Annotated in this window: 21 protein-coding genes; 8 read left to right on the forward strand and 13 right to left on the reverse strand. The window is 64.8% G+C overall.

Annotation, left to right across the window (positions count from 1 at the left end; translation table 11 throughout):
- Positions 1-2: 2 nt before the first annotated feature.
- The gene (locus tag AC3IT0_RS22145) at positions 3-437 is read left to right on the forward strand and encodes a DoxX family protein (RefSeq protein ID WP_489321772.1); all 435 of its coding nucleotides are present in this window, start codon (positions 3-5) and stop codon (positions 435-437) included.
- Between the two features lie 95 nt (positions 438-532).
- Here the strand turns inward: AC3IT0_RS22145 and AC3IT0_RS22150 are convergent, their stop codons facing one another.
- The 3 genes from AC3IT0_RS22150 to AC3IT0_RS22160 all read right to left on the reverse strand — a co-directional run bounded on the left by AC3IT0_RS22150 (position 533) and on the right by AC3IT0_RS22160 (position 3,710).
- Entirely contained in the window at positions 533-766 is a 234-nt protein-coding gene (locus tag AC3IT0_RS22150; protein ID WP_489321773.1) for a hypothetical protein, read from the reverse strand.
- A 223-nt stretch (positions 767-989) separates the two neighbouring features.
- Positions 990-2,564 (reverse strand): IS1182 family transposase, encoded by a 1,575-nt coding sequence (locus AC3IT0_RS22155; protein ID WP_489319853.1) that lies wholly within the window; start codon positions 2,562-2,564, stop codon positions 990-992.
- A 63-nt stretch (positions 2,565-2,627) separates the two neighbouring features.
- Positions 2,628-3,710: a hypothetical protein gene (locus tag AC3IT0_RS22160; RefSeq protein WP_489321774.1), complete on the reverse strand. Its 1,083-nt coding sequence runs from the start codon at positions 3,708-3,710 to the stop codon at positions 2,628-2,630.
- A gap of 282 nt (positions 3,711-3,992) precedes the next feature.
- Between AC3IT0_RS22160 and AC3IT0_RS22165 the strand changes: the two genes are divergently transcribed.
- Positions 3,993-4,961, forward strand: a complete 969-nt coding sequence (locus AC3IT0_RS22165; RefSeq protein WP_489321775.1) for an acyl-CoA thioesterase — start codon at positions 3,993-3,995, stop codon at positions 4,959-4,961.
- A gap of 27 nt (positions 4,962-4,988) precedes the next feature.
- Here the strand turns inward: AC3IT0_RS22165 and dnaB are convergent, their stop codons facing one another.
- Positions 4,989-6,371, reverse strand: a complete 1,383-nt coding sequence (gene dnaB, locus AC3IT0_RS22170; RefSeq protein ID WP_489321776.1) for a replicative DNA helicase — start codon at positions 6,369-6,371, stop codon at positions 4,989-4,991.
- A gap of 688 nt (positions 6,372-7,059) precedes the next feature.
- Here dnaB and AC3IT0_RS22175 point away from each other — a divergent pair.
- The gene (locus AC3IT0_RS22175; protein ID WP_489321777.1) at positions 7,060-7,515 is read left to right on the forward strand and encodes a hypothetical protein; all 456 of its coding nucleotides are present in this window, start codon (positions 7,060-7,062) and stop codon (positions 7,513-7,515) included.
- 2 nt (positions 7,516-7,517) lie between these two features.
- The gene (locus AC3IT0_RS22180; RefSeq protein ID WP_489321778.1) at positions 7,518-8,090 is read left to right on the forward strand and encodes a hypothetical protein; all 573 of its coding nucleotides are present in this window, start codon (positions 7,518-7,520) and stop codon (positions 8,088-8,090) included.
- Positions 8,091-8,158: 68 nt separating this feature from the next.
- On the opposite strand, the gene AC3IT0_RS22185 is transcribed toward AC3IT0_RS22180, so the two are convergent.
- The 3 genes from AC3IT0_RS22185 to AC3IT0_RS22195 form a co-directional block, all read right to left on the reverse strand.
- Positions 8,159-8,527, reverse strand: coding sequence for a TFIIB-type zinc ribbon-containing protein (locus tag AC3IT0_RS22185; RefSeq protein WP_489321779.1), 369 nt, complete (start codon positions 8,525-8,527; stop codon positions 8,159-8,161).
- Between the two features lie 108 nt (positions 8,528-8,635).
- Positions 8,636-9,262 (reverse strand): CE1759 family FMN reductase, encoded by a 627-nt coding sequence (locus tag AC3IT0_RS22190; protein ID WP_489321780.1) that lies wholly within the window; start codon positions 9,260-9,262, stop codon positions 8,636-8,638.
- Positions 9,263-9,352: 90 nt separating this feature from the next.
- Positions 9,353-10,204, reverse strand: a complete 852-nt coding sequence (locus AC3IT0_RS22195) for a PhzF family phenazine biosynthesis protein (RefSeq protein WP_489321781.1) — start codon at positions 10,202-10,204, stop codon at positions 9,353-9,355.
- A 58-nt stretch (positions 10,205-10,262) separates the two neighbouring features.
- On the opposite strand from AC3IT0_RS22195, the gene AC3IT0_RS22200 reads away from it, so the two are divergent.
- On the forward strand, positions 10,263-10,688 hold the full coding sequence (locus AC3IT0_RS22200) for a DUF1801 domain-containing protein (RefSeq protein WP_489321782.1): 426 nt from the start codon (positions 10,263-10,265) through the stop codon (positions 10,686-10,688).
- 206 nt (positions 10,689-10,894) lie between these two features.
- Here the strand turns inward: AC3IT0_RS22200 and rplI are convergent, their stop codons facing one another.
- The 4 genes from rplI to rpsF all read right to left on the reverse strand — a co-directional run bounded on the left by rplI (position 10,895) and on the right by rpsF (position 12,693).
- Entirely contained in the window at positions 10,895-11,347 is a 453-nt protein-coding gene (gene rplI / locus AC3IT0_RS22205; protein ID WP_489321783.1) for a 50S ribosomal protein L9, read from the reverse strand.
- Positions 11,348-11,364: 17 nt separating this feature from the next.
- Positions 11,365-11,604, reverse strand: a complete 240-nt coding sequence (gene rpsR, locus AC3IT0_RS22210; RefSeq protein WP_003800144.1) for a 30S ribosomal protein S18 — start codon at positions 11,602-11,604, stop codon at positions 11,365-11,367.
- A 128-nt stretch (positions 11,605-11,732) separates the two neighbouring features.
- Positions 11,733-12,314 (reverse strand): single-stranded DNA-binding protein, encoded by a 582-nt coding sequence (locus tag AC3IT0_RS22215; RefSeq protein ID WP_252575441.1) that lies wholly within the window; start codon positions 12,312-12,314, stop codon positions 11,733-11,735.
- A 73-nt stretch (positions 12,315-12,387) separates the two neighbouring features.
- Positions 12,388-12,693, reverse strand: a complete 306-nt coding sequence (gene rpsF / locus AC3IT0_RS22220) for a 30S ribosomal protein S6 (protein WP_011693941.1) — start codon at positions 12,691-12,693, stop codon at positions 12,388-12,390.
- Between the two features lie 568 nt (positions 12,694-13,261).
- On the opposite strand from rpsF, the gene AC3IT0_RS22225 reads away from it, so the two are divergent.
- Complete coding sequence (locus AC3IT0_RS22225) at positions 13,262-15,928, forward strand: LuxR C-terminal-related transcriptional regulator (RefSeq protein ID WP_489321784.1); 2,667 nt, start codon at positions 13,262-13,264, stop codon at positions 15,926-15,928.
- A 211-nt stretch (positions 15,929-16,139) separates the two neighbouring features.
- Positions 16,140-17,300: a DegT/DnrJ/EryC1/StrS family aminotransferase gene (locus AC3IT0_RS22230; RefSeq protein ID WP_489321785.1), complete on the forward strand. Its 1,161-nt coding sequence runs from the start codon at positions 16,140-16,142 to the stop codon at positions 17,298-17,300.
- Positions 17,301-17,711: 411 nt separating this feature from the next.
- Here the strand turns inward: AC3IT0_RS22230 and AC3IT0_RS22235 are convergent, their stop codons facing one another.
- Positions 17,712-18,710, reverse strand: a complete 999-nt coding sequence (locus tag AC3IT0_RS22235; protein WP_489321786.1) for a glycosyltransferase family 2 protein — start codon at positions 18,708-18,710, stop codon at positions 17,712-17,714.
- Position 18,711: 1 nt separating this feature from the next.
- Positions 18,712-19,563: a glycosyltransferase family 2 protein gene (locus AC3IT0_RS22240; protein ID WP_489321787.1), complete on the reverse strand. Its 852-nt coding sequence runs from the start codon at positions 19,561-19,563 to the stop codon at positions 18,712-18,714.
- Positions 19,564-20,308: 745 nt separating this feature from the next.
- Between AC3IT0_RS22240 and AC3IT0_RS22245 the strand changes: the two genes are divergently transcribed.
- Positions 20,309-23,764: an Ig-like domain-containing protein gene (locus AC3IT0_RS22245; RefSeq protein ID WP_489321788.1), complete on the forward strand. Its 3,456-nt coding sequence runs from the start codon at positions 20,309-20,311 to the stop codon at positions 23,762-23,764.
- The last annotated feature ends 15 nt before the right edge of the window (positions 23,765-23,779 follow it).

The following is a 23,779-nucleotide window of genomic DNA, read 5'->3' on the forward strand; positions in this document are numbered from 1 at the left end:
GCATGAACCAGTCACGCCTCACCACCACCGCCCTGACCGTCCTCCGCGTTGCCCTTGGCTTCCTCTTTGCTGCCCACGGCTGGCAGAAGTTCAACGAGTGGACCATCGCCGGCACCCAGGCCGCGTTCGCCCAGATGGGCGTGCCCGCCGCCAACGTGTCAGCGCCCTTCATCGCAGGCCTCGAGCTGATCGGCGGCATCGCCCTCATCCTCGGCGTCCTCACCCGCGTGGTGGCCGCCCTGCTGGCCGTGGACATGGTCGGCGCCCTCTTCCTGGTGCACGCCCCGGCCGGAGTTTTCGCCGACAAGGGCGGGTACGAACTGGTGTTGCTCCTGGGCGCTGCGGCCCTGGCACTCGCACTCATCGGCGCCGGCCGCATTTCCGTGGACCGCGCCGTGTTCGGCCGCATGAACAACAAGCTGGCAGTCCTCGCGTAACGCGGACTCCCTCAAAGAAAACGTAACGCCCGACGGCGGACAGGCACCCAGGTGCCGGTCCGCCGTCGGGCGTTAACGTCCTTAGCGTCAGTACGTCAGCCGGTAACTCCGGTCAGTTCGTTGGCCCCGCGCTCCAGGGCGGCACTCCGGACCACCGCTCCCAAAGTCAGGTCAACGGCGTGGATGGTGGAGGTGGCCGGCTCCGTGACGTAGGCCGTTGAGCCCTGGACGAACAGGTTGGGGCGGGGATCCTGCCAGGCATCCGGCTCTGTCCACGCGCCAACCACGGGAATGGCAGCGGTGACCTCGCCCGTCGTCGGATCAATCACATGAAGCGCCCCGTCAGTACCTAGGACGGCGCTGAACAAGGGACAATTCGGAGCGGCAGGTTTCGCTTTTGGACTCGTTCCGGGGCCTTGGGCGGCTCGTTGGGGGCATCGATTCCGGGCGCCGGAATTCCGGTCATGAATTTTGCGGGCCTTGCCGGGCCGTCCATAGCTCCCGTCGGCGCGGATCGGGGCCGGGGGCCGGGGCGGCCCCCCATTTTGGGTGCTATCCCAGGGCCCAGGCCCCGTTTTCGCCGGTGAGGCCTAGTTTCAGCAGTCGCCGAAGGTTCAGTGCGGCTGTGCGGACCTGCAGCCAGGCGTTGTTCTTTTCCACGCCCCGGTATCGCAGGCGCCGGTTGCCTCCGGCGACCAGCCAGCCGATGGATCTTTCCACCAGGGGCCGGTAGGCCCGGTAGTCGTGCCTGAATGCTTCCTGGCGGGCGGCGGCGCGGTGGGCGCGCTGGCGGGCGTGGTGGACGGTGATAACGACTTTCCGCCCGCCCTTGGCCTTCGTGCATTGATCCCGCAGCGGGCACGCCTTGCAGGCGGTGCCGAAGTTCACGTTGCCCCGGGGGCTGATCGTGCGGACCTCCCCGGCCGGGCAGCTGAGCGTGTTCTTTGCTTCGTCGTGGGTGAAGTCGTCCAGGTCGTACCCGCCTGGCACGGCCGGGCGCAACGGCTTGGGCTTGACCAGGCCCTGGTGCCCGGCCGTATCGAGGGTCTCGAGCATGGGACCGGAACCGTAGGCCGAGTCCCCGAGCACCTGGTAGTCCACGGCGTCGTCTTTCATGGTCGGGTCCGTGCCGAGCAGGACGATTCCGGCGTCCGCGTCACTGGAGCCGGGCCCGGCGGCCCGGGTCATCACCGCGGAGGTGTACAGCCCGGTCTCCGGCTCCGCGACGATGTGGCCCTTGAAGCCGTCCATCATCACCGAGCGGGACTTGTGCGCGTGCCGGGCCTCGGTGTCCACCGTGGAAACGATCCGGTCCGGGGCGACCTTCCGGGCGATCCGCCACCTCCCGTCGGTGCCGTCGGAGCCCTCGGCCGGCTCCACGTCCTGCCCCGCCACCAGCGCCAGCAGCACGTACGCCTGATACTCCGGGGACCTGTCATCCAGGGTGGCGGGGTCCACCGCGGCCAGCAGCGCCAGCGCGTCAGTGACCAGCCCGGAAATCAGTTCGTCTTTTGCTTCCTTGTCATCCCAGGCGATATCCGGCTTCCCCACCCGCGTGTAGTCATAGGAGGTCGCGTGGACGGCCATGAGTGTCGCGCCGTGCTCCATGGCCTTGCCGAAGCGCCGGATCACGGCAATGAGCTGGGTGATGGTGTCCTGGCGGGCCACCGCGTCCTGGAAGACCGTCGAGTCCACCGCCCGGCGGTGCCGCCCGGCCAGGACCCCGGTGGCGGTAATGACCTGGGCGACAGCCTCCATGATCCGGTGCGGGTTCTCGCTGGTCCGCAGCCGGTTGCGCCAATGGACCAGGGCGGTGGGGTGGAACGCGGCCTCCGTCAGCCCGTACCCGCAGGCGGCCTTCCAGCGCAGATCGTACGTCAACGCCTCCGCGGCCGCCCGGTCCGACAAGCCTTCCAGGGCCTGCAGGACCAGGACCGTGCCGATCACCGAGGCCGGGATCGAGGGCCGGCCCCGCCGGGAGGGAAACAGGTCCTCCATCATCGAATCCGGAAACAGCCGGCCCCGATGCTCCGCCAAAAAAGCGTAGGCACCGCCCGGAGCCAACAACTCCCCGGCCAGTGCCTCCACATCCAAATACCCGCGCTGGGCCGCCTCAATACCTTGCATGTACCCAGTCTTAACGACCACGACCCGAAGTCCAGCAGGCGCGCCTCAACCCACCCACATTGTTCAGCGCCGTCCTAGCACCAGAGCCTCACCGGCCGGACCGCGGCCCAGGGAGCGGAAGGAATAGCTGGCACCCAGGTCCACCAGCTGCAGCGTCCCGGTGTCGGTGTTGACCAGCGAGATCCGAGTGGGCCGCTCCAGGTCGGCATCCCTGTCCACCTTGTAGTCGCCGAGGATCACGGGAGATTCGTGGCTTCCGGCCTGGTTGCCCATCCGGCCATAGGGGTCAGGGCTTGTCACCTTGGTGAAGGCGCCGTCGCGGTAAACCAGCATGCCGTCCTCACAGCCCACCACCACAGTTTCATGGCCCGCCACGGCCTCGCCATGCACGCCGGGGCACTCCTCGTTGCGGAGCAGTTCACTGCTCCCCTGCCCGCCGTCACCGGCCGGTGCACTCAGCAGGGCCAGGCCATTGCGGCGGTCCTCGTTGCCGAGGGTGACCAGCAGCTTGCCATCCTCCAGCGGGATGGCGACGCCGTGGTGGGCGTCAGGTGCGGTGTACGTGGTGGTCGCGGGCAGGCCGGTCTTGAGTGCGTCAGTCAGCGCGGCCGGATCGAAAACTTCCACCTTCCCTGACCCGTCATTGAACAGCGCTGTCTTCCCGGCATCGTTGACCACATGGCCGGCCTTGTTGGCGCTGAAGGCCCGGTCCGTCAGCCGAGGCGCGGCGGCGTAGGAGTGCCCATGGTCGCCGTGCGCCTCAGTCCACACGCCGGCATCGAAGACGCGGAAGGAATCTCCGGTGGACACTAGGATGTGCCGGGCGTCGCCCGCCGGACTGAGGCGGTTGAATCCGTCCAGGGGCATATCCGCCACCGGCTTTAGCGTCTTGGCGTCGAGGACCGTAATGCCCGTCTCGTGCGTCAGGACCAACCGAGGGGACGGGGCCTGGGTTTCCTTCGCCTGCCCTGCTGGGGCCGCGGCGGACGTGCCGGCCGAGTCAGTGTCTGCGCTTGGCGACGGTCCGGAGCCCGTTCCCGGGGTAGCCCCGCACGCTGCGAGGAGCAGTGACGAAACCGCGAGGACTGCCGGCAGGGCCTGCGGATGGGAGCGCATGAGGCCGGGATGCTTGTGAGCGTTTGTCATATTGCTAACGATAGTCATTATCATTAGTGATGCAAGTTGGATGACCTCGGATGGACCTTCAGTCCGGCATCGCCTACAACCAGCCGCCGCACCCCAGCTTCTTCATTGGGTTGGGCATGGAACTGTCCGCACAGCCGGACATTACCTACACCGGCGCAAAGTAGCGCCATCCACAGACAGAACTGCCCTGTCCGTCCCAAAAAGGCGGGCGGGGCAGTTCCTGTTGCAGGTATGTGTCAGCCCCGACCCTCCGGTAACACCGCGCCTCAGTATGATCGCAGCATGACTGAGACCGCGGCCAATTCCGTAACCCTCCGTTTCCTGGCTGCCCCCACCGATGTGGGCCACAGCGGCTCGGTGGATGCGGGGACCGTCCTCGAATGGGTGGACAAGGCCGCGTACGCTGCCGCCGTGGGCTGGGCCAAGTCCTATTGCGTCACCGCCTACGTGGGCAACATCCACTTCGCGGACCCGGTGAACAGCGGCGACATGGTGGAGGTGGAGGCCACCATCGTCTACACGGGACGCTCCTCGATGCACATCCGGACCGTCGTCTCGTCCAGCGATCCCAAGGGCGGGCCGGCCACGATGCGCAGCCAGTGCATGGTGATCTTTGTGGCGGTCGGCGACAACGGCAAGCCGATACCCGTCAAACAGTTCGAACCGGTCACGGCGGCGGAGATCGAACATCGGGACCACGCCCTGGCCCGGATCCAGGTCCGTGAACGGATCGTCGAAGCCATGAACGCCCAGGAATATACCGACGCCGGCACCGCCGAACGCGTGACGCTGCGGTTCATGGCCGCCCCCACGGACGTGAACTGGGGCGGGAAAGTGCATGGCGGAATCGTGATGAAGTGGATCGACGAAGCCGCCTATGTCTGCGCGTCCCGCTACTGCGGCATGGACACCGTGGCGGTATTCTCCGGAGGCGTGCGCTTCTACCGGCCCCTGCTGATTGGCCATGTGGTGGAGGTCGAGGCCAGGCTGGTCTACACCGGGACCAAAGGCATGCACATCGCCGTACACGTGCGCTCCGGTGATCCGAAGGGCAAGGAACTGAACCTCACCACGTATTGCCTCACGGTCATGGTGGCCCGCGACGCCGACGGCAACTCAGTGCCTATCCCGGCCTGGGTGCCGGTCTCGGCGGAGGACAAGCGGCTGCATGCCCACGCCCGCGAACTGCTCGAAATCCGTGGAACCGCCCCGGGGAACCGACTGCCCAACCACATGCTGAAGCAGGGCTAAGCCAGCCCCGCTACATTCGGAAGGGGCCTAGAAGCCGCCGCCTCCGGCGTCGGCCGCCATGTTGGCGAAGCGCGAGTAGTGGCCCTGAAACGCCACCACAATGTCCCTGGTGGGGCCGTTACGGTGCTTGGCGATCAGGATGTCCGCCTCGCCCGCACGCGGGGATTCCTTGTCGTAGACGTCCTCACGGTGCAGCAGGATGACCATGTCCGCATCCTGCTCGATGGAGCCGGATTCACGGAGGTCAGAGACCATGGGCCGCTTGTCCTGGCGCTGCTCGGAGCCACGGTTGAGCTGCGACAGGGCGATGACCGGGACCTGGAGTTCCTTGGCCAGCAGCTTCAGCGCACGGGAGAACTCGGAGACTTCCTGCTGGCGTGACTCCACTTTCTTGCCGGAGCTCATGAGCTGCAGGTAGTCCAAGATCACGAGCTTCAGGTCATGCTGCTGCTTGAGGCGGCGGCACTTGGCCCTGATTTCCATCAGCGACATGTTCGGGCTGTCATCGATGAAGAGCGGGGCATCATTCATCCGGCCCATGGTGGTGGCGATCTTGGACCATTGCTCGTCCTTGATGGTGCCCTTGCGTAGGTCCTGCAGGCCGATGGTGGCCTCTGCGGACAACAGGCGCATGGCGATCTCGTTCCGGCCCATTTCGAGCGAGAACATCACAGTGGCCAGGTTGTTCTTGATGGCCGCCGAGCGGGCGAAGTCCAGGGCAAACGTGGACTTACCAACTGCCGGACGGGCGGCGATGACGATCATCTGCCCCGGGTGCAGTCCATGGGTGAGTTCATCGAGTTCGTAGAACCCGGTGGGGACACCGGTCATGCCTTCCCCGCGGTGTCCGGACGCTTCGATCTCGTCCACCGTGGATTCCATGACGTCCTTGAGGACCACGTAGTCCTCGGCTGTGCGCCGTTCCGCCACGGCGTAGACCTCCGCCTGGGCCTGGTTGACCAGGTCCTCCACCTCGCCGTCGGAACCGTATCCCAGCTGGACGATCTTGGTTCCCGCGTTGACGAGCCGGCGCAGAACCGCGCGCTCCGCCACGATCTCGGCGTAGTAGCCGGCGTTGGCGGCCGTGGGGACGGTCTGGATGAGCTCGTGCAGGTAGGCGGGGCCGCCAATCCTGTTGATCTCCGCGCGCTTGGTCAGTTCGTCCGAGACGGTGACCGCATCCGCCGGCTCACCGCGCCCATAGAGGTCGATGATCGCCTCGTAGATGGTCTCGTGCGCAGGCCGGTAGAAGTCCTGGCCGCGGAGGATTTCCACAACGTCCGCGATGGCGTCCTTGGACAGCATCATGCCGCCGAGGACGGACTGCTCGGCGGGAATGTCCTGTGGTGGCTTACGGCTGCCTTCTGACCCGCGGGTACCCTCGATCGAGTCCAGGTGCGTTACTGACAAAGCTGCCGTCCTCCATAGTGTGCCGCGTCTTGATGCGGCGAGTAAGTCATTTACCTGCAAGGTGCCGTCCTGCGGGACCTCCACGGGACGGCATACGTTCAGGTCTATCAGCGGCCTCCGACAATGAAGCCCGGCGGGCCCGATTGAAGTCTGTGCAACTTGGAGTCTGCGCAACGCGTGGGAGTTATCCACATGTTCCGCAAGTTATCCACAGAATGCGCCGCAGCGGCGGGACCGAAGGCCTCCACTGCGGCGACAGCACATGTCCGCGACGGCGTCATGGCGCCCCAAAAGCAGGTATCCCGCAACGGTAGCCGCCACCGCCCCAGCGTCCAAGCCGACCAACCCGCAGTGCTGTGGATAACCTGTGCACTAACGGGCATAGCTTGTGCACAGCCTGTGGGTGAACCTGTGGAAACAAAAAAACTTTTGCCGCATACAGGCTTCTGACCTGCGAAAACGTTCGTCGAGGATGTGGACTAAATTCTTTTTTTCCTAACCTTCATCCACAGCTTGCGGCGCGGCGCTGTTGAAAGATCCGGCTTTCCGAGCGTCTCCACCGGCGATTCATGCCCTCTTAGTGATGCGTCGCACACCTGCCGGCATCTTTTGACGCCGCAGCGAATCGGCTGTATGCAACGGCAGGAATGTGCTGTGGATAACGGGCATCTGGGCATAAGCTCTGACTATGGGCGATGTACTGATGGCGTTTTTGCCGGCCGGCGTGTTGGCGGCAATAATATGGGCATTCACGACAGCCCTCAGACCACGTGATTCCGGGACCTCCGACGCCGAGAAGTACCAGCAGGACCTGGCCAGGCGCTCTGCGGAGCACTATGCCGAGCAGGTGCGCGTGGCAACAGCAGTGCGTGCCCGCCTGGAAGCCAACACCCGGCCCAGCCAGAACGAACAGCAGCAGTCACAGCAGGAAGACCATGCCCGGGCAGCACGGCGCGGGCAGTCCGGAGCGGGCGCCAGCCAGTATGGTTATGCGGCGCTGCCCGGCGGGATTCTGGACCCTCAACTTGCCATGCAGTTGCAAACGATGGCGCACGACGGGCACAAGATCCAAGCCATCAAACTCCTCCGCCAGGCAACCCAGACGGACCTGGCCACAGCCAAAAAGTATGTAGATCGGCTTTAGAAATGGAATCGCTCGTGATCCCCGTTATTATCCTCGCGGTCGTGGCCGCCGGTGTCGCACTGGCTGCCCGGGCGGTCAGCAGGCGTCAGGCGGCCGTCAAGCAGGCCGGCACAGCCCCTGCGCCGGATCCGGTTGAGGTGGCCCGCCTGGCCGCTGCCAAGCTCTCTGAGGACCAGCACCGCAGGCTGTACGCGCTGATTGCCCAGGGACAGGCGATGGCGGCCATCAAGCTGTACTACGAGTCCACAGGGGACGGCCTGCGGGCATCCAGGGACGCAGTGGGGGCGTTGGCCGCCCATCCGCAGCCCTACCGCAGCCCTGCGGCTGAAGCGGCGGAGGCAGAGCCCGACGACGACGACACGCCCCAGCGGTTCCCCTACCGCTACCGCGCCATTGCCAGCAAGGGCGACGTCACCCGTGAGGTCAGCAGCAACATGCTCAACGACGAGATCTACGGCCGCATCCGCACGCTGGCGCGCAGTGGCGACATCGAAGGCGCCGCCACTGCCCTGACCAAGCACTCGGACATCTCCCTGAAGCAGGCACGCGAGTTCATCGCCCTTCTGGACGACTAGGGTTTACGGACGCCTAGGCTCCTGGGCCCCCAGGGTGCTCAGCCGCGGCACAGGGCGCCGTCCGGCTGTCAGAAGTCGAAGATGTCGCCCAGCCAGCCTTCCTTCTTTTTGGGCCGCCGGCGGTCGTGGTCGCGGTCATACCCCGGCTTGTCGTACTTCCGGTCGTCGTAGCGCGGCTGGTCGTAACGGGGCTGCTCGTACCGCGGCTGCTCGCGGCGGGGTTCAAAGTTCGGATACAGCGGGGGCGGAACCGGGGCAGCGACAGGCGCCGCGGCCGCCGGGCGCGGCGCCGTAGGAGCGCTCCCGCCCATGGCGTCGTTGGCGCGGTCGATGATCTTGTCCAGCTCACCGCGGTCCAGCCAGACGCCGCGGCACTGCGGGCAGTAGTCGATCTCGACGCCGCCGCGTTCGCTCATGATCAGGTCAATTGAATCCACAGGACACTTCATGTTCCGGTCAACGACCGGGGAGACCGAATAGTTCGTCAGCCGGAATCCCCGGCGCTGACGGGAGGAATTTTGCGGACGGCCACGGACGGGCCCGCCTTAGCGTCCGCCGGAAATGCCCGCCAGGAGCTGCTCGAACGGCAGGGACTCCAGGGCTGTCGGCTTGCGGTTGGGCTGCTCTCCCGCGAGGAGGGCGGCAAACTCAGCCGCCGCACGGTCGATCCGCGACGACAGGGGCGAGCCGCCGTCGTCCGTGTTTCCCCAGTCCTGGGGGCCTGCGAAAACGGCCGTAGCGGCCATCCTGGTGCGCAGGTAGCTGAACAGCGGGCGCATGGCGTACTCGAGGACCATCTGGTGGCGGTCCGTGCCGCCGGTGGCGCCCAGCAGGACAGCCTTCCCGTCCAGGGACTTCGGGTCCAGGACGTCAATGAAGGACTTGAACAGGCCGCTGTAGGAGGCGCTGAACACGGGGCTGACGGCAATGATGCCATCGGAGGCCTCCACGCCGGCAATGACATCCGCCAGGCGCGGGGCCGCATAGCCGGTGACAAAGTTGTTGGCGATGTCCACCGCGAGGTCCCGGAGCTCAACAACCTCAACCGTCACTTCGAAGCCGGCATCGGCGAGGCGGTGCTCTGCAGCCGCGGCGAGCTGGTCGGCGAGCAGCCTGCTCGAGGACGGCACGCCCAGGCCGGCGGACAGTACGGTGATGCGGCGGGTTTCCACTGTGGACTCCTGAGGTTCGGTTCAGACCATGTTACATGTGTTTGCATGTACCTGGGTAACCAGCGGCTGTCCGCGTTTATTCCACGCGCTCTAGAGCACCACTGTGCCGCTGATGCACGTGGTGGAACTGCCGCCCACCCAGACGTCCTCGCCGACTGCGTTCACGTGGACGCGCCCCGCCCGGCCCAGCACCGTGCCCTGCGCCGCCGTATACGAAGACGGCGCACGGCCACTGCCGATCAGCCACTGCGCAGCGCCTGCGTTGAAGCTCCCCGTGACGGGGTCCTCCACCATGGCGTCGCCGGGGATGAACGTGCGGATCTCGAAGTCCACGTCCCCGTCCGGCCCGTGCGGTCCCACGATACCCACTTTCAGATCCCCCATGGCGGCAAGGTCCGGCTCGATGGCCAGGACCTGCTCGGCGGATTCGAGCAGGACGCCGATCCATTGCGGGCCGTTGACCAGCCACGATGCGTCCAGCAAAGCCGCCTCGGGCAGCCGCAGCCCGGCGGCAAGCTGCGCCAGGGTGGCCTCGTCCACGGGACCGGAGCGCGTCAGTAACGGTGCTGCGAAAGCCAGCCGGCCGCCATCGCGCTTGATCCTGACCAGGCCCGCGCCGCATTCCTGGACCACCACGCCGTCCTGCTTCGGCACGCCGCCTGCCTCCAGCCAGGCATGCGCGGAGCCGAGCGTGGGGTGCCCCGCGAAGGGGAACTCCTCGCTGCCGGTGAAGATCCGCACCCTGTAGTCGGCGCGAGGGTCGGTGGGCGGCAGGAGGAAGGTGGTTTCGGAGAGGTTGGTCCAATTGGCGAAGTGCTGCATCGTCCCGCTGCTCAGGCCTTCGGCATCGACCACGACGGCGAGCGGGTTGCCGAGGTACGGCCGCTCGGAGAAGACGTCGACTTGGTGGAATGGGCGGGTGCGCAGGGCTTCTGAAGTCACCGCTGCAGGCTATCACCGGGTGCTGTCAGGCCGGCCCTGCGTCTGCGAAACTACCAGCATGGCGGAGAACAAGACCCAGCCCACCAACGTGCCTGTGGAAGAATTCCTGGCCGCGGTGGGGCACCCTGTGCGGCGCGCGGACGGCTTCGAGTTGCTGGACATGATGCATGAGGTCACCGGCCAGGAGGCCTTCATGTGGGGTCCGACGATCGTGGGGTTCGGCAGCTACCACTACAAGTACGAGAGCGGGCGGGAAGGCGATGCGCCCGCCGTCGCGTTCTCACCGCGCAAGGCGAACCTGGTGCTGTACGGCCTCACGGAAGGACCCGACGCCGACCGGCTGCTTCCCGAACTCGGCAAGCACAAGACGAGCGTCGCCTGCCTCTACATCAACAAACTGGACGACGTGGACCGTGGCGTCCTCGCCGAGATGATCCGCGCAGGCTACGGCTACATCATGGCCGAGGTGCACCAGCCCGAATAGCCCGCCCAGATGGCAGTTGACGGCAGTCCCGGGCGCCGGCACTGCCGCCACCTGCCATGTCGGGGCAGCCCAGGGGCACAGAAAACCCCCGCTGCCGGTGACGGCAACGGGGGTTTTCGTGCAGTTTGAGGCTGCGTAACCGGAAAGGGTTACTTGCCGCGCGTAGCGTCCCTGAAACCTCGCAAGCTCGGTTTCAGGGAACCCTGCTACTTGCTGGCGACTACGTTGAGTTCGATCACAGCGGCAACGTCAGCGTGAAGACGGACGTTGGCCTGGTAGGAACCAACCGACTTGATGTGAGCCGGCAGTTCAACCTTGCGCTTGTCGATGCGGCCAAGGCCAGCGGCCTCAACAGCGTCGGCGACGTCGGCCTGCTTGACGGTGCCGAACAGGCGTCCGGTCTCGCCAGCCTTGACGACGAGCTTGACCGGCTTGGCGGAGAGTGCAGCGGCCTGCTTCTGAGCATCTTCCAGGGAAGCGTGCTCGCGGGCGGCACGGGCAGCCTTGATGGACTCAACCTGCTTCTCGCCACCCTTCGACCAGGTCAGAGCGAAGTTGCGGGGCAGCAGGTAGTTACGTGCGTAACCGTCCTTGACCTCGACAACGTCGCCAGCAGCACCGAGACCGGTTACTTCGTGGGTCAGAATGAGCTTTGCCATGTTAGTCAGTCCCTTCCTTAGCCGCGGCCAGCGCCGGAGTAGGGCAGCAGTGCAACTTCGCGGGCGTTCTTGATTGCCTGGGCGATCTTGCGCTGTTCCTGCACCGTGACGCCAGTGACGCGACGGGCGCGGATCTTTCCGCGGTCGGAGATGAACTTGCGCAGCAATGCTACGTCCTTGTAGTCGATGACAGTGATGTCAGCGGCCTTCAAGGGGTTGGACTTTGGTTTGGGCTTACGGAGTTCAGCCTTAGCCATCGTGGAGCTCCTATTCTATGGAGCCCGTGGATATTGATCCACGGGATGGTGGTGGTCCGCCGGCGGCAGCCACGTCAGGTGCCTTGCGGCACCTTCGGCGGTCCCGGCGTCGGGCCTAAATGATTGGTTTAGAAGGGAGGCTCGGAATCGGGGCCGTTGCCCCAGCCGCCGCCTGCGTTGGATACACCGGGCGTTGCCCAGGGATCCTCCTGTGCAGCCTGCTGGTTGCCGCCACCGAAGCCGCCACCGGAGTTGCCGCCCTGGTTTCCACCAGAGTTGCCGCCTCCGAAGCCACCGCCGCTGTTGCCGCCGCCGAAGCCACCCTGACCACCCTGGCCGCCGGAGCGCTGGGTGCGGTTGACCTTGGCATTGGCGTAACGCAGGCTCGGGCCGATTTCATCGACTTCGAGCTCGATAACGGTGCGCTTTTCGCCTTCTTTTGTTTCGTAGGAACGGCTCTTCAAACGGCCGGAAACGATCACGCGCATGCCCTTGGTGAGGGACTCGGCAACGTTCTCGGCTGCTTCACGCCATACCGCCGCGCGGAGGAACAGGGTTTCCCCGTCCTTCCACTCATTGGACTGGCGGTCAAAGGTGCGCGGGGTGGAAGCGATGGTGAAGTTCGCTACTGCCGAACCTGACGGTGTGAACCGCAATTCCGGGTCATTGGTGAGATTACCGATGACCGTAATAGTGGTTTCGCCTGCCATCTACTGCCTCCTTGTTCGATCCTGGGTGAAGAATTCGATCCTGCGGGGTAAAGAATGAAAATAGGAGCTGAAATTACTCAGCAACAACCTTCTGCTCTTCGGGGCGGGTGATCTTGGTGCGCATGATGGTCTCGTTAAGAGACAGCTGGCGGTCAAGTTCCTTGGCGGTGTCAGGCTTGGCGGTGAAGTTCACCACGGCGTAGATACCTTCGGACTTCTTCTTGATTTCGTAAGCCAGTCGACGACGGCCCCAGATGTCAACCTTTTCGATGGTTCCACCATCGTTAGTGATGACGTTCAGGAACTTCTGAAGCGACGGCTCAACGGTACGCTCTTCGACCTCGGGGTCGATGATTACCATCAGTTCGTAAGGACGCATATGTGAACCCACCTCCTTTGGGCTAAGCGGTTACGGCATTTCCGTAACAGGAGGTTCATTTGCGATGCCGTGCGATGCCCAGCCAACAGAACGGAGGCAGGGCGCAGCACAGACTTCAATATCTTAGTGCATTTGGACCGGATAGGCGATTCGCGCTTGACTCAAGGCTAAGCGCCCTGGGGCGGAGGAGGAAGCCGGTGAGCGGCTATGTGGAAAACCCGGGAGGCCAGGGGGGCCAGCGTCACCCCACGCACGCATTTGGGCGGCCGACGGCGGGACTTCCGCACCGTTGCAGGGGACCGGTCCCCTGTGCCGGCCAAGAGTCTGCCCAGCGCGACAGGATCCGGCTCCGGTTAGTGGCATAAAATCTCTGGTGCCCGCAGCGGAACAGGTCTATATTGGCAAGAACGGCTGGGTACCGTTCTGGACGCAATGAGGCGGCCAGGAAAGCCGGTCCGCGTGTCGCGCAAGCGGCTGGACGGACCCAGGATTTTGAATAGAGCAAGCAGTTCGGTCTCCTTCTTCGATGGATGGGGACCACATGTCTTTAATAGGCCGAAGCAGGGAATTGGACCGGATACTCTCCGTAATCCGGGGTCCTAACGATTCAGCCCTCAAGGTGGTGGGCAGGCGCGGGACGGGTAAGTCAGCCCTTCTCTCCGAGATTCCCCGCCTCTCCGAGGTCCGTACCGTTTTCCTGACAGCGAGTGCATCAGAGTCCGACTGGCCACTCTCGGGCCTCACCGCGCTCCTGACCGGCATCGATGACCCCGTCCTCAACCGCTTCGCCGACGAACTGCTGCGCGATTCCACTGGCGCGATGGACGTCCCCACTGTCTCCACCCTGCTGCTCAACGGACTGCACCAGCGCTCGTCGTCCCGGACGGTCATTGTCATCGATGACGCCGACCAACTGGACCCCAGCAGCCAGGCGGTGATCGGCTACTTGGCGCGCCGGCTGACCGGAACGGACATGGCGCTGTTCATGAGCGTGCGGGAAGAGTTAGCCGATAGCCCGTTCGCATCCCTTCCCGCCCTCCAACTGGCGCCGCTGAGCTACAACGACACGGTCCGCATGCTGGAGGCCATTCCGGCCCGGCAGACCGCGACGGCGGCGGTCCACGCAGTCGCCGCTGCCACCCAAGGGAACCCGCTCGCCGCCGTCGAGCTTTTTACGCTGCTGCTGGAACGTGTGGCAGACGGAAAATACGCGCTGCCGGTTCCACTGCCCGGCAAGGGAAGCTTCGAAGCCGAGTTCGCTGCCACCGTGGGGGGACTCTCGCCTGTCGCGAGGCAGGTCCTTGACCTGCTTTCGCTGTCCTGCCGCAGCGATATCGTCACCTTGGAAAGAGCCTATGACCAGCTGTGGGGCGGAATCGATGAACTGCTGGCACAGGGCATGGTGGGCAGGTCCGGGCCGCATCTGAGGATCCAGGACCAGTTGCTCCGGGGCTACGTGTATGCGGCCATGACACCGGCAACGCGGACCGCCAGCCACCGTGCCATGGCGGCAGCGGCGGAGCCCACGGATCCCTACGCCCACCGCTGGCACCTGAGCTTCACCGCCTTGGAACGGCAGACCCCGTTTGGGCTGCTCCGCTTTGCCGTTGACCTAATCCGGAGCGGCGAAGTGCCCTTCGCCGTCGAATACGTTGAACGGGCCCTGACCATCAACCCGTGGGAAGCGGAGACCGCCGCGAGGCTCACCACCGTGGCCGAACTGCTGCTGAACCGCGGTGAATTCGTCTACGCCAAGCGCTACCTGGACTGGGCGCAGCGCGTGACGCGGAACCCTGCCCTGATCCTTCGGCTGACCGGACTCGCCTTCGAGATCCAGTTCATCCAGGGCGGCACCGTGCGCTCCAGCATGGTGCTCCGGCTGGTGAAGGAGTTCGGGCAGCACGATCCGGCCTTCGCTAGCCGCCTGCTCGTGGCCGGTGCGCTCTATTCTGCGGACCGCTGGGAGCTTGCGGATGCCACCAGCCTGCTGCGGTGCGCGGAGGAGTTCAAGGACCACGCCTCACCGGACTGCCTGGCCCTCGCGGAGAGCGCCAGGCAACTCATCGAAGCGGTCAGCGGGACACCGGAGGAGATCGGCCCCAAGCCCGACGGCGGGAACGAAACGGTTGCCACCCTTCTGGTACAGGGCCGTGCGCTGAGCTATGCCGAACACCATCTCGCCGCCCAGGAGGCCTTTGCCCGGGTACAGACCGTCCTGGAGCCAAACACCGTCAACTGGCGGGAAACCGCGAAGTTCCTCGCAGTGGACAACGAAATCCGTGCGGGGAACGTCCGGAAGGCGGTGAAACTGATCGAAGATCTTGAGCTCGCAGAACCGGAAACCAAATACCACCGCGGAATGCGGCACGTCTACCGGGTCTGGCGGGCCAACGCGATCGGAAACGAGGAACTCGCCCGCGCCTACGCGACGGACGCCCAGCACTTCTCAGGGGCGGAAAGCCACCCTGCGATTACGGCTCAGCTGGCCGCGTGCCAGGGGCATTTTGCCCTCATGCGGGGAAACCTCGCCAAGGCCTTCGCGCAGCTGTCGCGGGCAGGGGAGATAGGTCAGGCTTTCAGCAACCCCACGCTGCTCCGCTGCGATTCCGATCTGGTGGAAGTCCTGGTCCGGCTGGGCCGGCACAGGGAGGCCGCCCAGGCGCTGTGGCACCTGGAAAGCCAGGCAGTTGGCCTGCGTTCGCCCTGGCTCATGATGGCTGTTGCACGGAGCCGGGCGATGCTGGCCGACGGTGAGCAGTCGCTCCAGTTGTTCAGTGACGCCCTCGCCGGCAAAAACCCCCAGGAATCACTGCTGGAACGCGCCAGGACATTGCTGTGCTACTCCGAACGTCTCGGCGCCTTCGGCCGCCTCCGGAGCGCCCGGGATGGCCTGCTTCGAGCGAAAGTGATGTTCGAGGAAGCCGGGGCCCGCGCGTGGGCCCAGCACGTCGACTCGCTGCTGCTCGACGAACGTGTGGAACCGGCAGGTGCCCCCGGCAACCCCGCGATCCTGATGCTTGCGGACCACGAACGTGTGCTGGTGCGCATGGTGGCCCGTGGGATGCGGAACAAGGAAATCGCGGCCACCCTGTATGTCTCGGTCCGGACCGTGGAAGTGCGCCTCACCTCGATTTACCGGAAACTCGGAGTGGAATCACGTGCCCAGCTGACAGCCCTCGCAACAGGCAAGGAAGCCACTCAGGCCAAGGAACAATTCGTCCTTCCCGTCCTCTAGGACACCGGCCGGGGCACCGGCCGGGGCACAGGGCACTGCAGGTACCCGCAGTTCCCGCACTGTTCCCTGCCGGTGCCCACACAACCGTCTGCTTTTCCCGCCGAAACGTCTTGCATCCCGCTAATTTTGCAGTACGGAATGCACAGAGCCCGGCAGCGAAAAGTGGGAAGGACGCGGACATGAGAACCGTCGCCAGAAAGGCCGGTGCCAAGTGACAGCGGAAACCGTCCTTGCCCGCATCAACATCATGGAACCCTGGCTCGGCGACGACGAAACCCGCGCAGTGGCGGAGGTCCTCGCCTCCGGCATACTGACACAGGGGCCGAAAGTGAAGGCGTTCGAAGCGAAGTTCAGCGCCCTGCAGGAGGTGCGCCACGCCGTCGCGACCTCCAGCGGAACAACCGCGCTGCACCTGGCGCTGGTGGTGGCCGGCATCGGTCCCGGCGATGACGTGGTGGTTCCGTCGCTGGCCCTCATCGCAACCGCCAACGCGGTGACGTATGTCGGTGCGCGGCCGGTGTTCTGCGACGTGGATCCGGCCACCGGCACCGTGACCGCGGCTGCGGTCCGGGCGGCCCTGACCCTGGACACGCGGGCCGTGATCGTGGTGGACCATGCTGGTGTTCCGGCTGACCTGGACCCCGTCCGCGAGCTGTGCGACCGTCTCGGAATCACCGTGATCGAACACGCCGGCTGCGCCGTCGGCTCGGAATACAAGGGCAGGCCCGTGGGCACGGGGGCGGACATGGCCGTGTGGTCGTTCCACCCGGACAATGTGCTGACCACGGGCGAGGGCGGCATGCTGACAACCCACCGGGCGGACTGGGCCGCACGGGCGCGGAGCCTGCGCGGCCACTCCCTGAACGTGCCGGCGGCAGACCATCGCCGATCCCGCACGGCCGCGCCGGAGGTGTATGTCGAGGTCGGATTCGACTACCAGATGACGGATCTGCAGGCCGCCGTCGGCATTGTGCAGATGGGCCGGCTGGGCGAGATCGTGGCCCGCCGCCGGGAGATCGCAGCACGCTATGAGGCAGGGCTTTCCGGCCTGGCCGGTCTCCGGTTCGTGGCCGACCCACCGTACGGAACCACCAATTTCCAGTCCTTCTGGCTCGAGGTCCTCCCGGACTTCGCGACCGACCGCGAAGGGCTCCTGGCCCGCCTGGCCGATGCCGGAATTTCGGCGCGCCGCGGCGCCATAGCGGCACACCGGCAGCCTGCCTACCGGTGGCGCGATACTGGCAACGCAGGGCTCCAGAACACTGAACGGCTGACGGACCGGACCTTAGTTCTCCCGATTTTCCACGGCCTGGACAACGTGGGCCTGAACCGGGTCATGAACACCGTACGGGCGGCCGCCGTACGCCGGTGAGGCGCTGGTTCCGATATTCCTGGCCTCGGGGAAGTCCCGGGAAGACGTGGTGGAACGGCTGGCCGCCCTGGCCGGGGCAGCATCCTCCTGAAGAACGTGACGCTGACCGCCTGTAACGCTCGGGGCCCATGTTGTGGCCTGCCGTCCGTGACTTTGACGCACGACGACGACGTGGCGGACTTCGCGACCGTGGACATTGGGGGCGGCAGTCTTGAGCAACGTGCCCGACGGCTAAATCTGGGTGGGCGTCCCTGCCACCCATTGACCAGGCCTATCCAGGCCCGAATCCGGGCAGATTTCATGCAACCACGCTGCATCGACCACTACGTCGTCGTCCGTAAAGGCGACGATGTCGCCTTCAGCATGGCGGAGGCCGCTCCTCGACCGGGCTAAGTTCGTCGACGCGTTCGCTTACTGGACATCCCTCCACGGGGCGCCCACCAGGGCAGTCCCGGACAGCGGTCGGCCTTCGACGTGGGCAATCCGGCGTCCGCGTACGTACCCTGCGGCAGTGCATGCCAGGACTGCAATCACAGCTCCAGCCCGGCCCAGGCCCTGGGGATTGTCCCCCCGTCCCCAATCGCGCATTCCCGCAAATACGGCCCGTGGCAGGACGCTGCGCACGTAACGCCGTTCCGGGCCCAGCGCACGTTTGTGGCCTACGATCCGGCTGACCTGGGCCTTGGAGATCCCTTCGGACCAAGAACGCGACAGCATGTAGCGCAAGGTTCCCCTGTCCGCCGGTACGTGGTGGCGGACCAATGCCGCGGGTTCGTAGACGATCCGCGATCCGGGTGCGCCCATCTTCGAGCGGATGCAGATCTCGGTCTCTTCGCAGCCAAGGGGCAAGGTGCCCTGGCGTCCCAGCGAAAGGTTGAAACCGCCAACCTGGCGCAGGACTTCAAGCCGGAAGGACATGTTTGCGCCAATGACATTCCGGACCTCGGAAGCCACCTTGGGCATTCCCCGGTGGCTGCATCCAACGATCCAGTCGAGCTCTTCACCGAAGTAGCCCGGCCGGCCCGTTTCCCACACCGGTTCGACGCGTCCGCCGACGGCCAGCACGTCAGGATCGTCGTACATGGCAAGCAACCGTTCAAGCCAGTCCGGCGCGGCCTCGGCATCATCGTCAAGGAAGGCCACAATGTCTGAGTCCGCCAAGCCGACGCCGGTGTTGCGTGCTCCGGAAAGCCCGCGGGGCCCGGTGCTCTCCACCACGGTCACGTCATCGACAATCTCGATGAGCCGCTCGTAGAGGTCCTCGTTATGGTCAATCACCACCAGGACTTCCTGGGGTTCGACCGATTGGGCCCGGACGGACTCTATGACGTCCAGCAACCGGTCCCAACGCCTTTCGGTGTAAGCACAAATGACGATCGACACGCTCGGGCGTCCAAAACGATCCAGCATGCTAGCCTCCCCGAACAAGGGAGAGAACCGTCTGCGGATCGGTAGGCGTCCGCGGAACACTGACATTTGCGTATGCATACTTCACCCGCCTGAGGGCCTCAGGCCTGGCGCCGGCGGTGGGGGCCTCCCACATGGTGCATTCGCGTGCCAGCGTGCCCAATACCCGCCACCCATCGCGGAAAGTCTGCAGATTCGACGCGCCGGAGATGCGATCCAGCTCCAGGCTGGGGACTTCGGCAATCTTCAGACCCGCCTTGGCAGCGCGGACAATCAGTTCGGTCTCAATTTCAAAGCCGTCCGATTCCAACTGCAGGATCTCCAGGCATTCGCGTCGAAACGCGATATAGCCGTAGCAAAGGTCGGAGTAATTGCTGTGCAGGACCGCATTTGCCAACCTGGTCAGCGCGCGATTGCCGGCCCTCCTCAGACGGGTGAGGTCTTCGGACCCTCCCCCGGTGACATGGCGTGAGCCCTTGACGAAGTCGTAGTCGTGTTGAAGCGGGGAAACGAACCAGCCAATCTCCTGCGGATCCATGCTCCCATCCGCGTCCAGCATGACGATGATGTCTCCCGAGGCTGCAGCAAACCCGGAGCGAAGCGCCACGCCCTTTCCCTTGCGCTGCTCATTGACGATGACAAGGTTGTCGCGGATTGCCTGGGCTACGCCCACCGTATTGTCGGTGGAACGGCCATCGACGATCACAACCTCGTCCACATACGAGGGAATCCGACGAAGGACCCACGGAATATTCTTCGCTTCGTTCAGGGTTGGGATGACGACGCTGACTGTGGCCCTGGCGGCTTCTATAGCCGGCATCGAGAATGTAATTGGGAGCTGGGTGGAAATGGACAAATACCTCACCACTTCATGACGATTGCGGATTTAGTCAACTCCGCGTCCGACCGGGGAGTCGGGCGCGGCATTAGCGTTTTATCCGGTCATGGGTCTAGTCTCTGGCCCCAGCTCTCATTTAGCCTTTGACTCTTGCCGTGAGGAAGAGCCTATGGCTGGCCCCACGCGGCTGTCACCAGTAGTAGGTACTCGCTTTTAAAGAGCGCTTCCGCTGGCTGTTGGTAAGTACAGGGATTTACCAACGCGTGAATTCTTTAGGTACGGGGGATACCAACGGGTGAATTCTTTAGGTACGGGGGATTAAGACCACCGAAATGATTAGGTACCGGGCTTTCATTGTGCGCCTCAATGCGCGGTCCTACGCTGGGTGCCTGACAGGGCTTCTGCCGTCGTTTCCGGGGTCGACGCATATACGGAGCTCACGCGTGACATCCAACGACGCAGGAGATCAGCCATGAAGAATAGGCCCGTCAAGTGGCTAAGCCAGGCACTCGACCATAATACCCATGTTGCCAGGACTTCCTGGCCTGGCGTAAGGCGGGGAGATGGTCGCTCGGCCGGTCTTCGTCTACGCGGGTCGCGGAATCTGCGGCTCCATGCACTGCTGACAGCGCTGCTGCTTGCGCTGGGCGGTGTCCTGGTGGTGCCGGTTGCGGCGTCGGCTGCTCCGGGTGATGTGGGAGTTGAGGGTCCGTCGCATTCGGGGACGGGGACGCCGACGGGTTCGAAGCGGGCGACGAGCGGGTTGTGGTTCAACGACGGGGTCTGGTGGGGGAACCTGTGGGACACTGCCAGCTCGGATTTTCATATTTTCCGGTTCAATGCCGCGGCGAGATCGTGGGTCGATACGGGTGTGGCTACGGACACGCGGGCGAACACTCATCATGACGTGTTGTGGGACGGGACGACGTTGTATGTGGCGAGCTATCGGTTCGTCAACGACGGTGTGCCGGCTGAGCCGAACTTCCCGACGACGATGCGGCGTTACAGCTACAACTCGAGTACTAAGACGTACTCGCTGCTGGCGCAGAGTCCTACAAACATCAACAACTACCGCGTTGAGGCCCTGACCATCGATAAGGACTCGACTGGTCGGGTGTGGGCCACCTGGCAGCAGGCGAACCGAATTTATCTGAACGTCACTGGCACGGATGGCAAGACCTGGGGGACGCCGTTCCAGCATCCGTCGTCGTTGAGCAACGTGTCTGTGGACGACACGTCGGCTGTGATCGCGTTCGACGGGAACAAGATGGGTGTGATGTGGAGCCGGCAGGTCGGTGGCTCCGCCGAGGGCATGTACTGGAGCTACCACGTCGACGGAGCGTCGAACACCGCCTGGACCACTCCTGTGGCGGCGGTGTCGGGGCAGGGCAGCAGCGATGACCATATGAACTTGAAGTGGCTGGACTCCTCGGGTGACCGGGTTTTCGCCGCCGTCAAGACGTCGTTCACGTCGGCGCCTCAGCCGCTGATCCAGCTGTTGGCATTGAATGGCACGACCTGGTCAGCACACACGATCGCGCCTGTGTCGGAGTGCCCGAACCGGGTGATCGTCTTGATTGATGAGAGCACGCAGAGGCTGCGTACCTTCGCTACCTATCCGAAGCCGAGTGGCACAACGAACGCTGGTGTCTGCACTACGTCGGGGGGTGCGATCTACGAGAAGTCCTCGCCGCTGAGCAACATCAACTTCACCACCGCGAAGACGGCTCGTATCGTGGACGCCGACCAGTATGTCCACAACGTGACGTCGACGAAGCAGAACCTCAACAGTGCGGCGTGGGGCACGGCCAACAGCGGTCTGCTGTTGCTCGCCGATGTGAACGCCACAAGCCGGTACTGGCACTCTTACGACCCCAGCGGCGGTGGTGGTGATACGACGGCTCCGACGGTGACGGTTACGTCTCCGGCTGCTGGTGCGACTGGTGTGGCGGTGACGGCGAACGTCACGGGGACGTTCTCGGAGGCGCTGGATACCTCGACCGTCACCTCGAGCACGTTCACGTTGAAGGAAGGGACGACGACGGTGCCGGCCGCTGTGACGTACAGCAGCGCGGGCAACGTTGCGACGTTGAACCCGAATGCTGATCTGGCGGCGGATACGACGTACACGGCGACGATCGAGAGCGGCTCCAATGGGGTGAAGGATCTTGCCGGCAACCCGCTGGCGACGGACAGGACGTGGACCTTCACCACGGCTCCCGCGGGTGGTGGTGATACGACGGCTCCGACGGTGACGGTTACGTCTCCGGCTGCTGGTGCGACTGGTGTGGCGGTGACGGCGAATGTGACGGGGACGTTCTCGGAGGCGCTGGATGCCTCGACGGTCACGTCGAGCACGTTCACGTTGACGGGGCCGACGGGGACGGTGCCGGCCGCTGTGAGCAGCGCGGGCAACGTTGCGACGTTGAACCCGAATGCTGACCTGGCGGCAAGTACGACGTACACGGCAACGATCAAGGGCGGCTCCAGTGGGGTGAAGGATGTTGCCGGCAACGCGCTGGCGACAGACAGGACCTGGACCTTCACCACGGCTGCCGCGGGCGGCGGCACGCCGGAAACGATCACGCTCACGGCCACCGCTGACAGCTATGTGACAAGCGCTGCGCCGGGGACGAACAATGGCACAAGCACCGTGCTGGGTGTGGACAACAGCCCCGTGGAGGTCACGTACCTGAAGTTCGACCTGTCAGCGTATGCGGGCAGGACCATCCAGAGTGCGACGTTGCAGCTGCGCAGCGCCGGGAGCGGGTCAACAGGTACGCAGAACATCAAGCTCGTCGCCGATGACAGCTGGACCGAGGGCACGTCCAGCAGCCCGGCCCTCGGCACCAGCATCGGCACCCTCGGCCCGACAACCACCAACACCACCTACAACATTCCGCTCACGGTCAGCGGACTGACCGGTGAACTCGGCCAACAACTCTCCCTGGGCATGGACACCACCAGCGGTGACGGCCTGGACCTCAACTCCAAGGAAGCCGGCAGCACGCTCGCACCCAAGCTCATCCTCACCCTCGGCGGTGGCGGTGGTGGTGATACGACGGCTCCGACGGTGACGGTTACGTCTCCGGTTGCTGGTGCGACTGGTGTGGCGGTGACGGCGAATGTGACGGGGACGTTCTCGGAGGCGCTGGATACCTCGACGGTCACGTCGAGCACATTCACGTTGACGGGGTCGACGGGGACGGTGCAGGCAGCTGTGAGCAGCGCGGGCAACGTTGCGACGTTGAACCCGAATGCTGATCTGGCGGCGAGTACGCCGTACACGGCAACGATCAAGGGCGGCTCCAGTGGGGTGAAGGATGTTGCCGGCAACCCGCTGGCGACAGACAGGACCTGGACCTTCACCACGGCTGCCGCGGGCGGCGGTGATACGACGGCTCCGACCGTGACGGATACCTCTCCGGCTGCGGGGGCGACTGCTGTGGCCGTGACGGCGAACGTGACGGGGACGTTCTCGGAGGCGATGGATGCCTCGACGGTCACCTCGAGCACGTTCACGTTGACGGGGCCGACGGGGACGGTGCCGGCCGCTGTGAGCAGCGCGGGCAACGTTGCGACGTTGAACCCGACTGCTAATCTGGCGGCAAACACGCCGTACACGGCAACGATCAAGGGCGGCTCCAGTGGGGTGAAGGATGTTGCCGGCAACCCGCTGGCGACAGACAGGACCTGGACCTTCACCACGGCTGCCGCGGGCGGCGGCACGCCGGAGACCGTCACGCTCACGGCCACCGCTGACAGCTATGTGACGAGCGCTGCGCCGGGGACGAACAATGGCACAAGCACCGTGCTGGGTGTGGACAACAGCCCGGTGGAGGTCGCGTACCTGAAGTTCGACCTGTCGGCGTATGCGGGCAGGACCATCCAGAGTGCGACGTTGCAGCTGCGCAGCGCCGGGAGCGGCTCAACGGGCACGCAGAACATCAAGCTGGTCGCTGATGACAGCTGGACCGAGACTGGGATCACGTACAGCGGCACCCCCACCCGTCCGGCCCTCGGCACCAGCATCGGCACCCTCGGCCCGACAACCACCAACACCACCTACAACATTCCGCTGACGGTCAGCGGCCTGACCGGTGAGCTCGGCCAACAACTCTCGCTGGGCATGGACTCCACCAGCAGCGACGGCCTGGACCTCAACTCCAAAGAAGCCGGCAGCACGCTCGCACCCAAGCTCATCCTCACCCTGGGCTAGGCCAGGCAGGAAGAG

Source organism: Pseudarthrobacter sp. KH_020_B, from assembly GCF_057840185.1.

Coding starts and splice junctions, on each gene's coding strand:
- AC3IT0_RS22145 (WP_489321772.1), top strand. CDS start 3: ATGAACCAGTCACGCCTCACCACCACCGCCCTGACCGTCCTCCGCGTT.
- AC3IT0_RS22155 (WP_489319853.1), bottom strand. CDS start 2,564: ATGCAAGGTATTGAGGCGGCCCAGCGCGGGTATTTGGATGTGGAGGCA.
- AC3IT0_RS22160 (WP_489321774.1), bottom strand. CDS start 3,710: ATGACAAACGCTCACAAGCATCCCGGCCTCATGCGCTCCCATCCGCAG.
- AC3IT0_RS22165 (WP_489321775.1), top strand. CDS start 3,993: ATGACTGAGACCGCGGCCAATTCCGTAACCCTCCGTTTCCTGGCTGCC.
- AC3IT0_RS22175 (WP_489321777.1), top strand. CDS start 7,060: ATGGGCGATGTACTGATGGCGTTTTTGCCGGCCGGCGTGTTGGCGGCA.
- AC3IT0_RS22180 (WP_489321778.1), top strand. CDS start 7,518: ATGGAATCGCTCGTGATCCCCGTTATTATCCTCGCGGTCGTGGCCGCC.
- AC3IT0_RS22200 (WP_489321782.1), top strand. CDS start 10,263: ATGGCGGAGAACAAGACCCAGCCCACCAACGTGCCTGTGGAAGAATTC.
- rplI (WP_489321783.1), bottom strand. CDS start 11,347: ATGGCAAAGCTCATTCTGACCCACGAAGTAACCGGTCTCGGTGCTGCT.
- rpsR (WP_003800144.1), bottom strand. CDS start 11,604: ATGGCTAAGGCTGAACTCCGTAAGCCCAAACCAAAGTCCAACCCCTTG.
- AC3IT0_RS22215 (WP_252575441.1), bottom strand. CDS start 12,314: ATGGCAGGCGAAACCACTATTACGGTCATCGGTAATCTCACCAATGAC.
- rpsF (WP_011693941.1), bottom strand. CDS start 12,693: ATGCGTCCTTACGAACTGATGGTAATCATCGACCCCGAGGTCGAAGAG.
- AC3IT0_RS22235 (WP_489321786.1), bottom strand. CDS start 18,710: ATGCTGGATCGTTTTGGACGCCCGAGCGTGTCGATCGTCATTTGTGCT.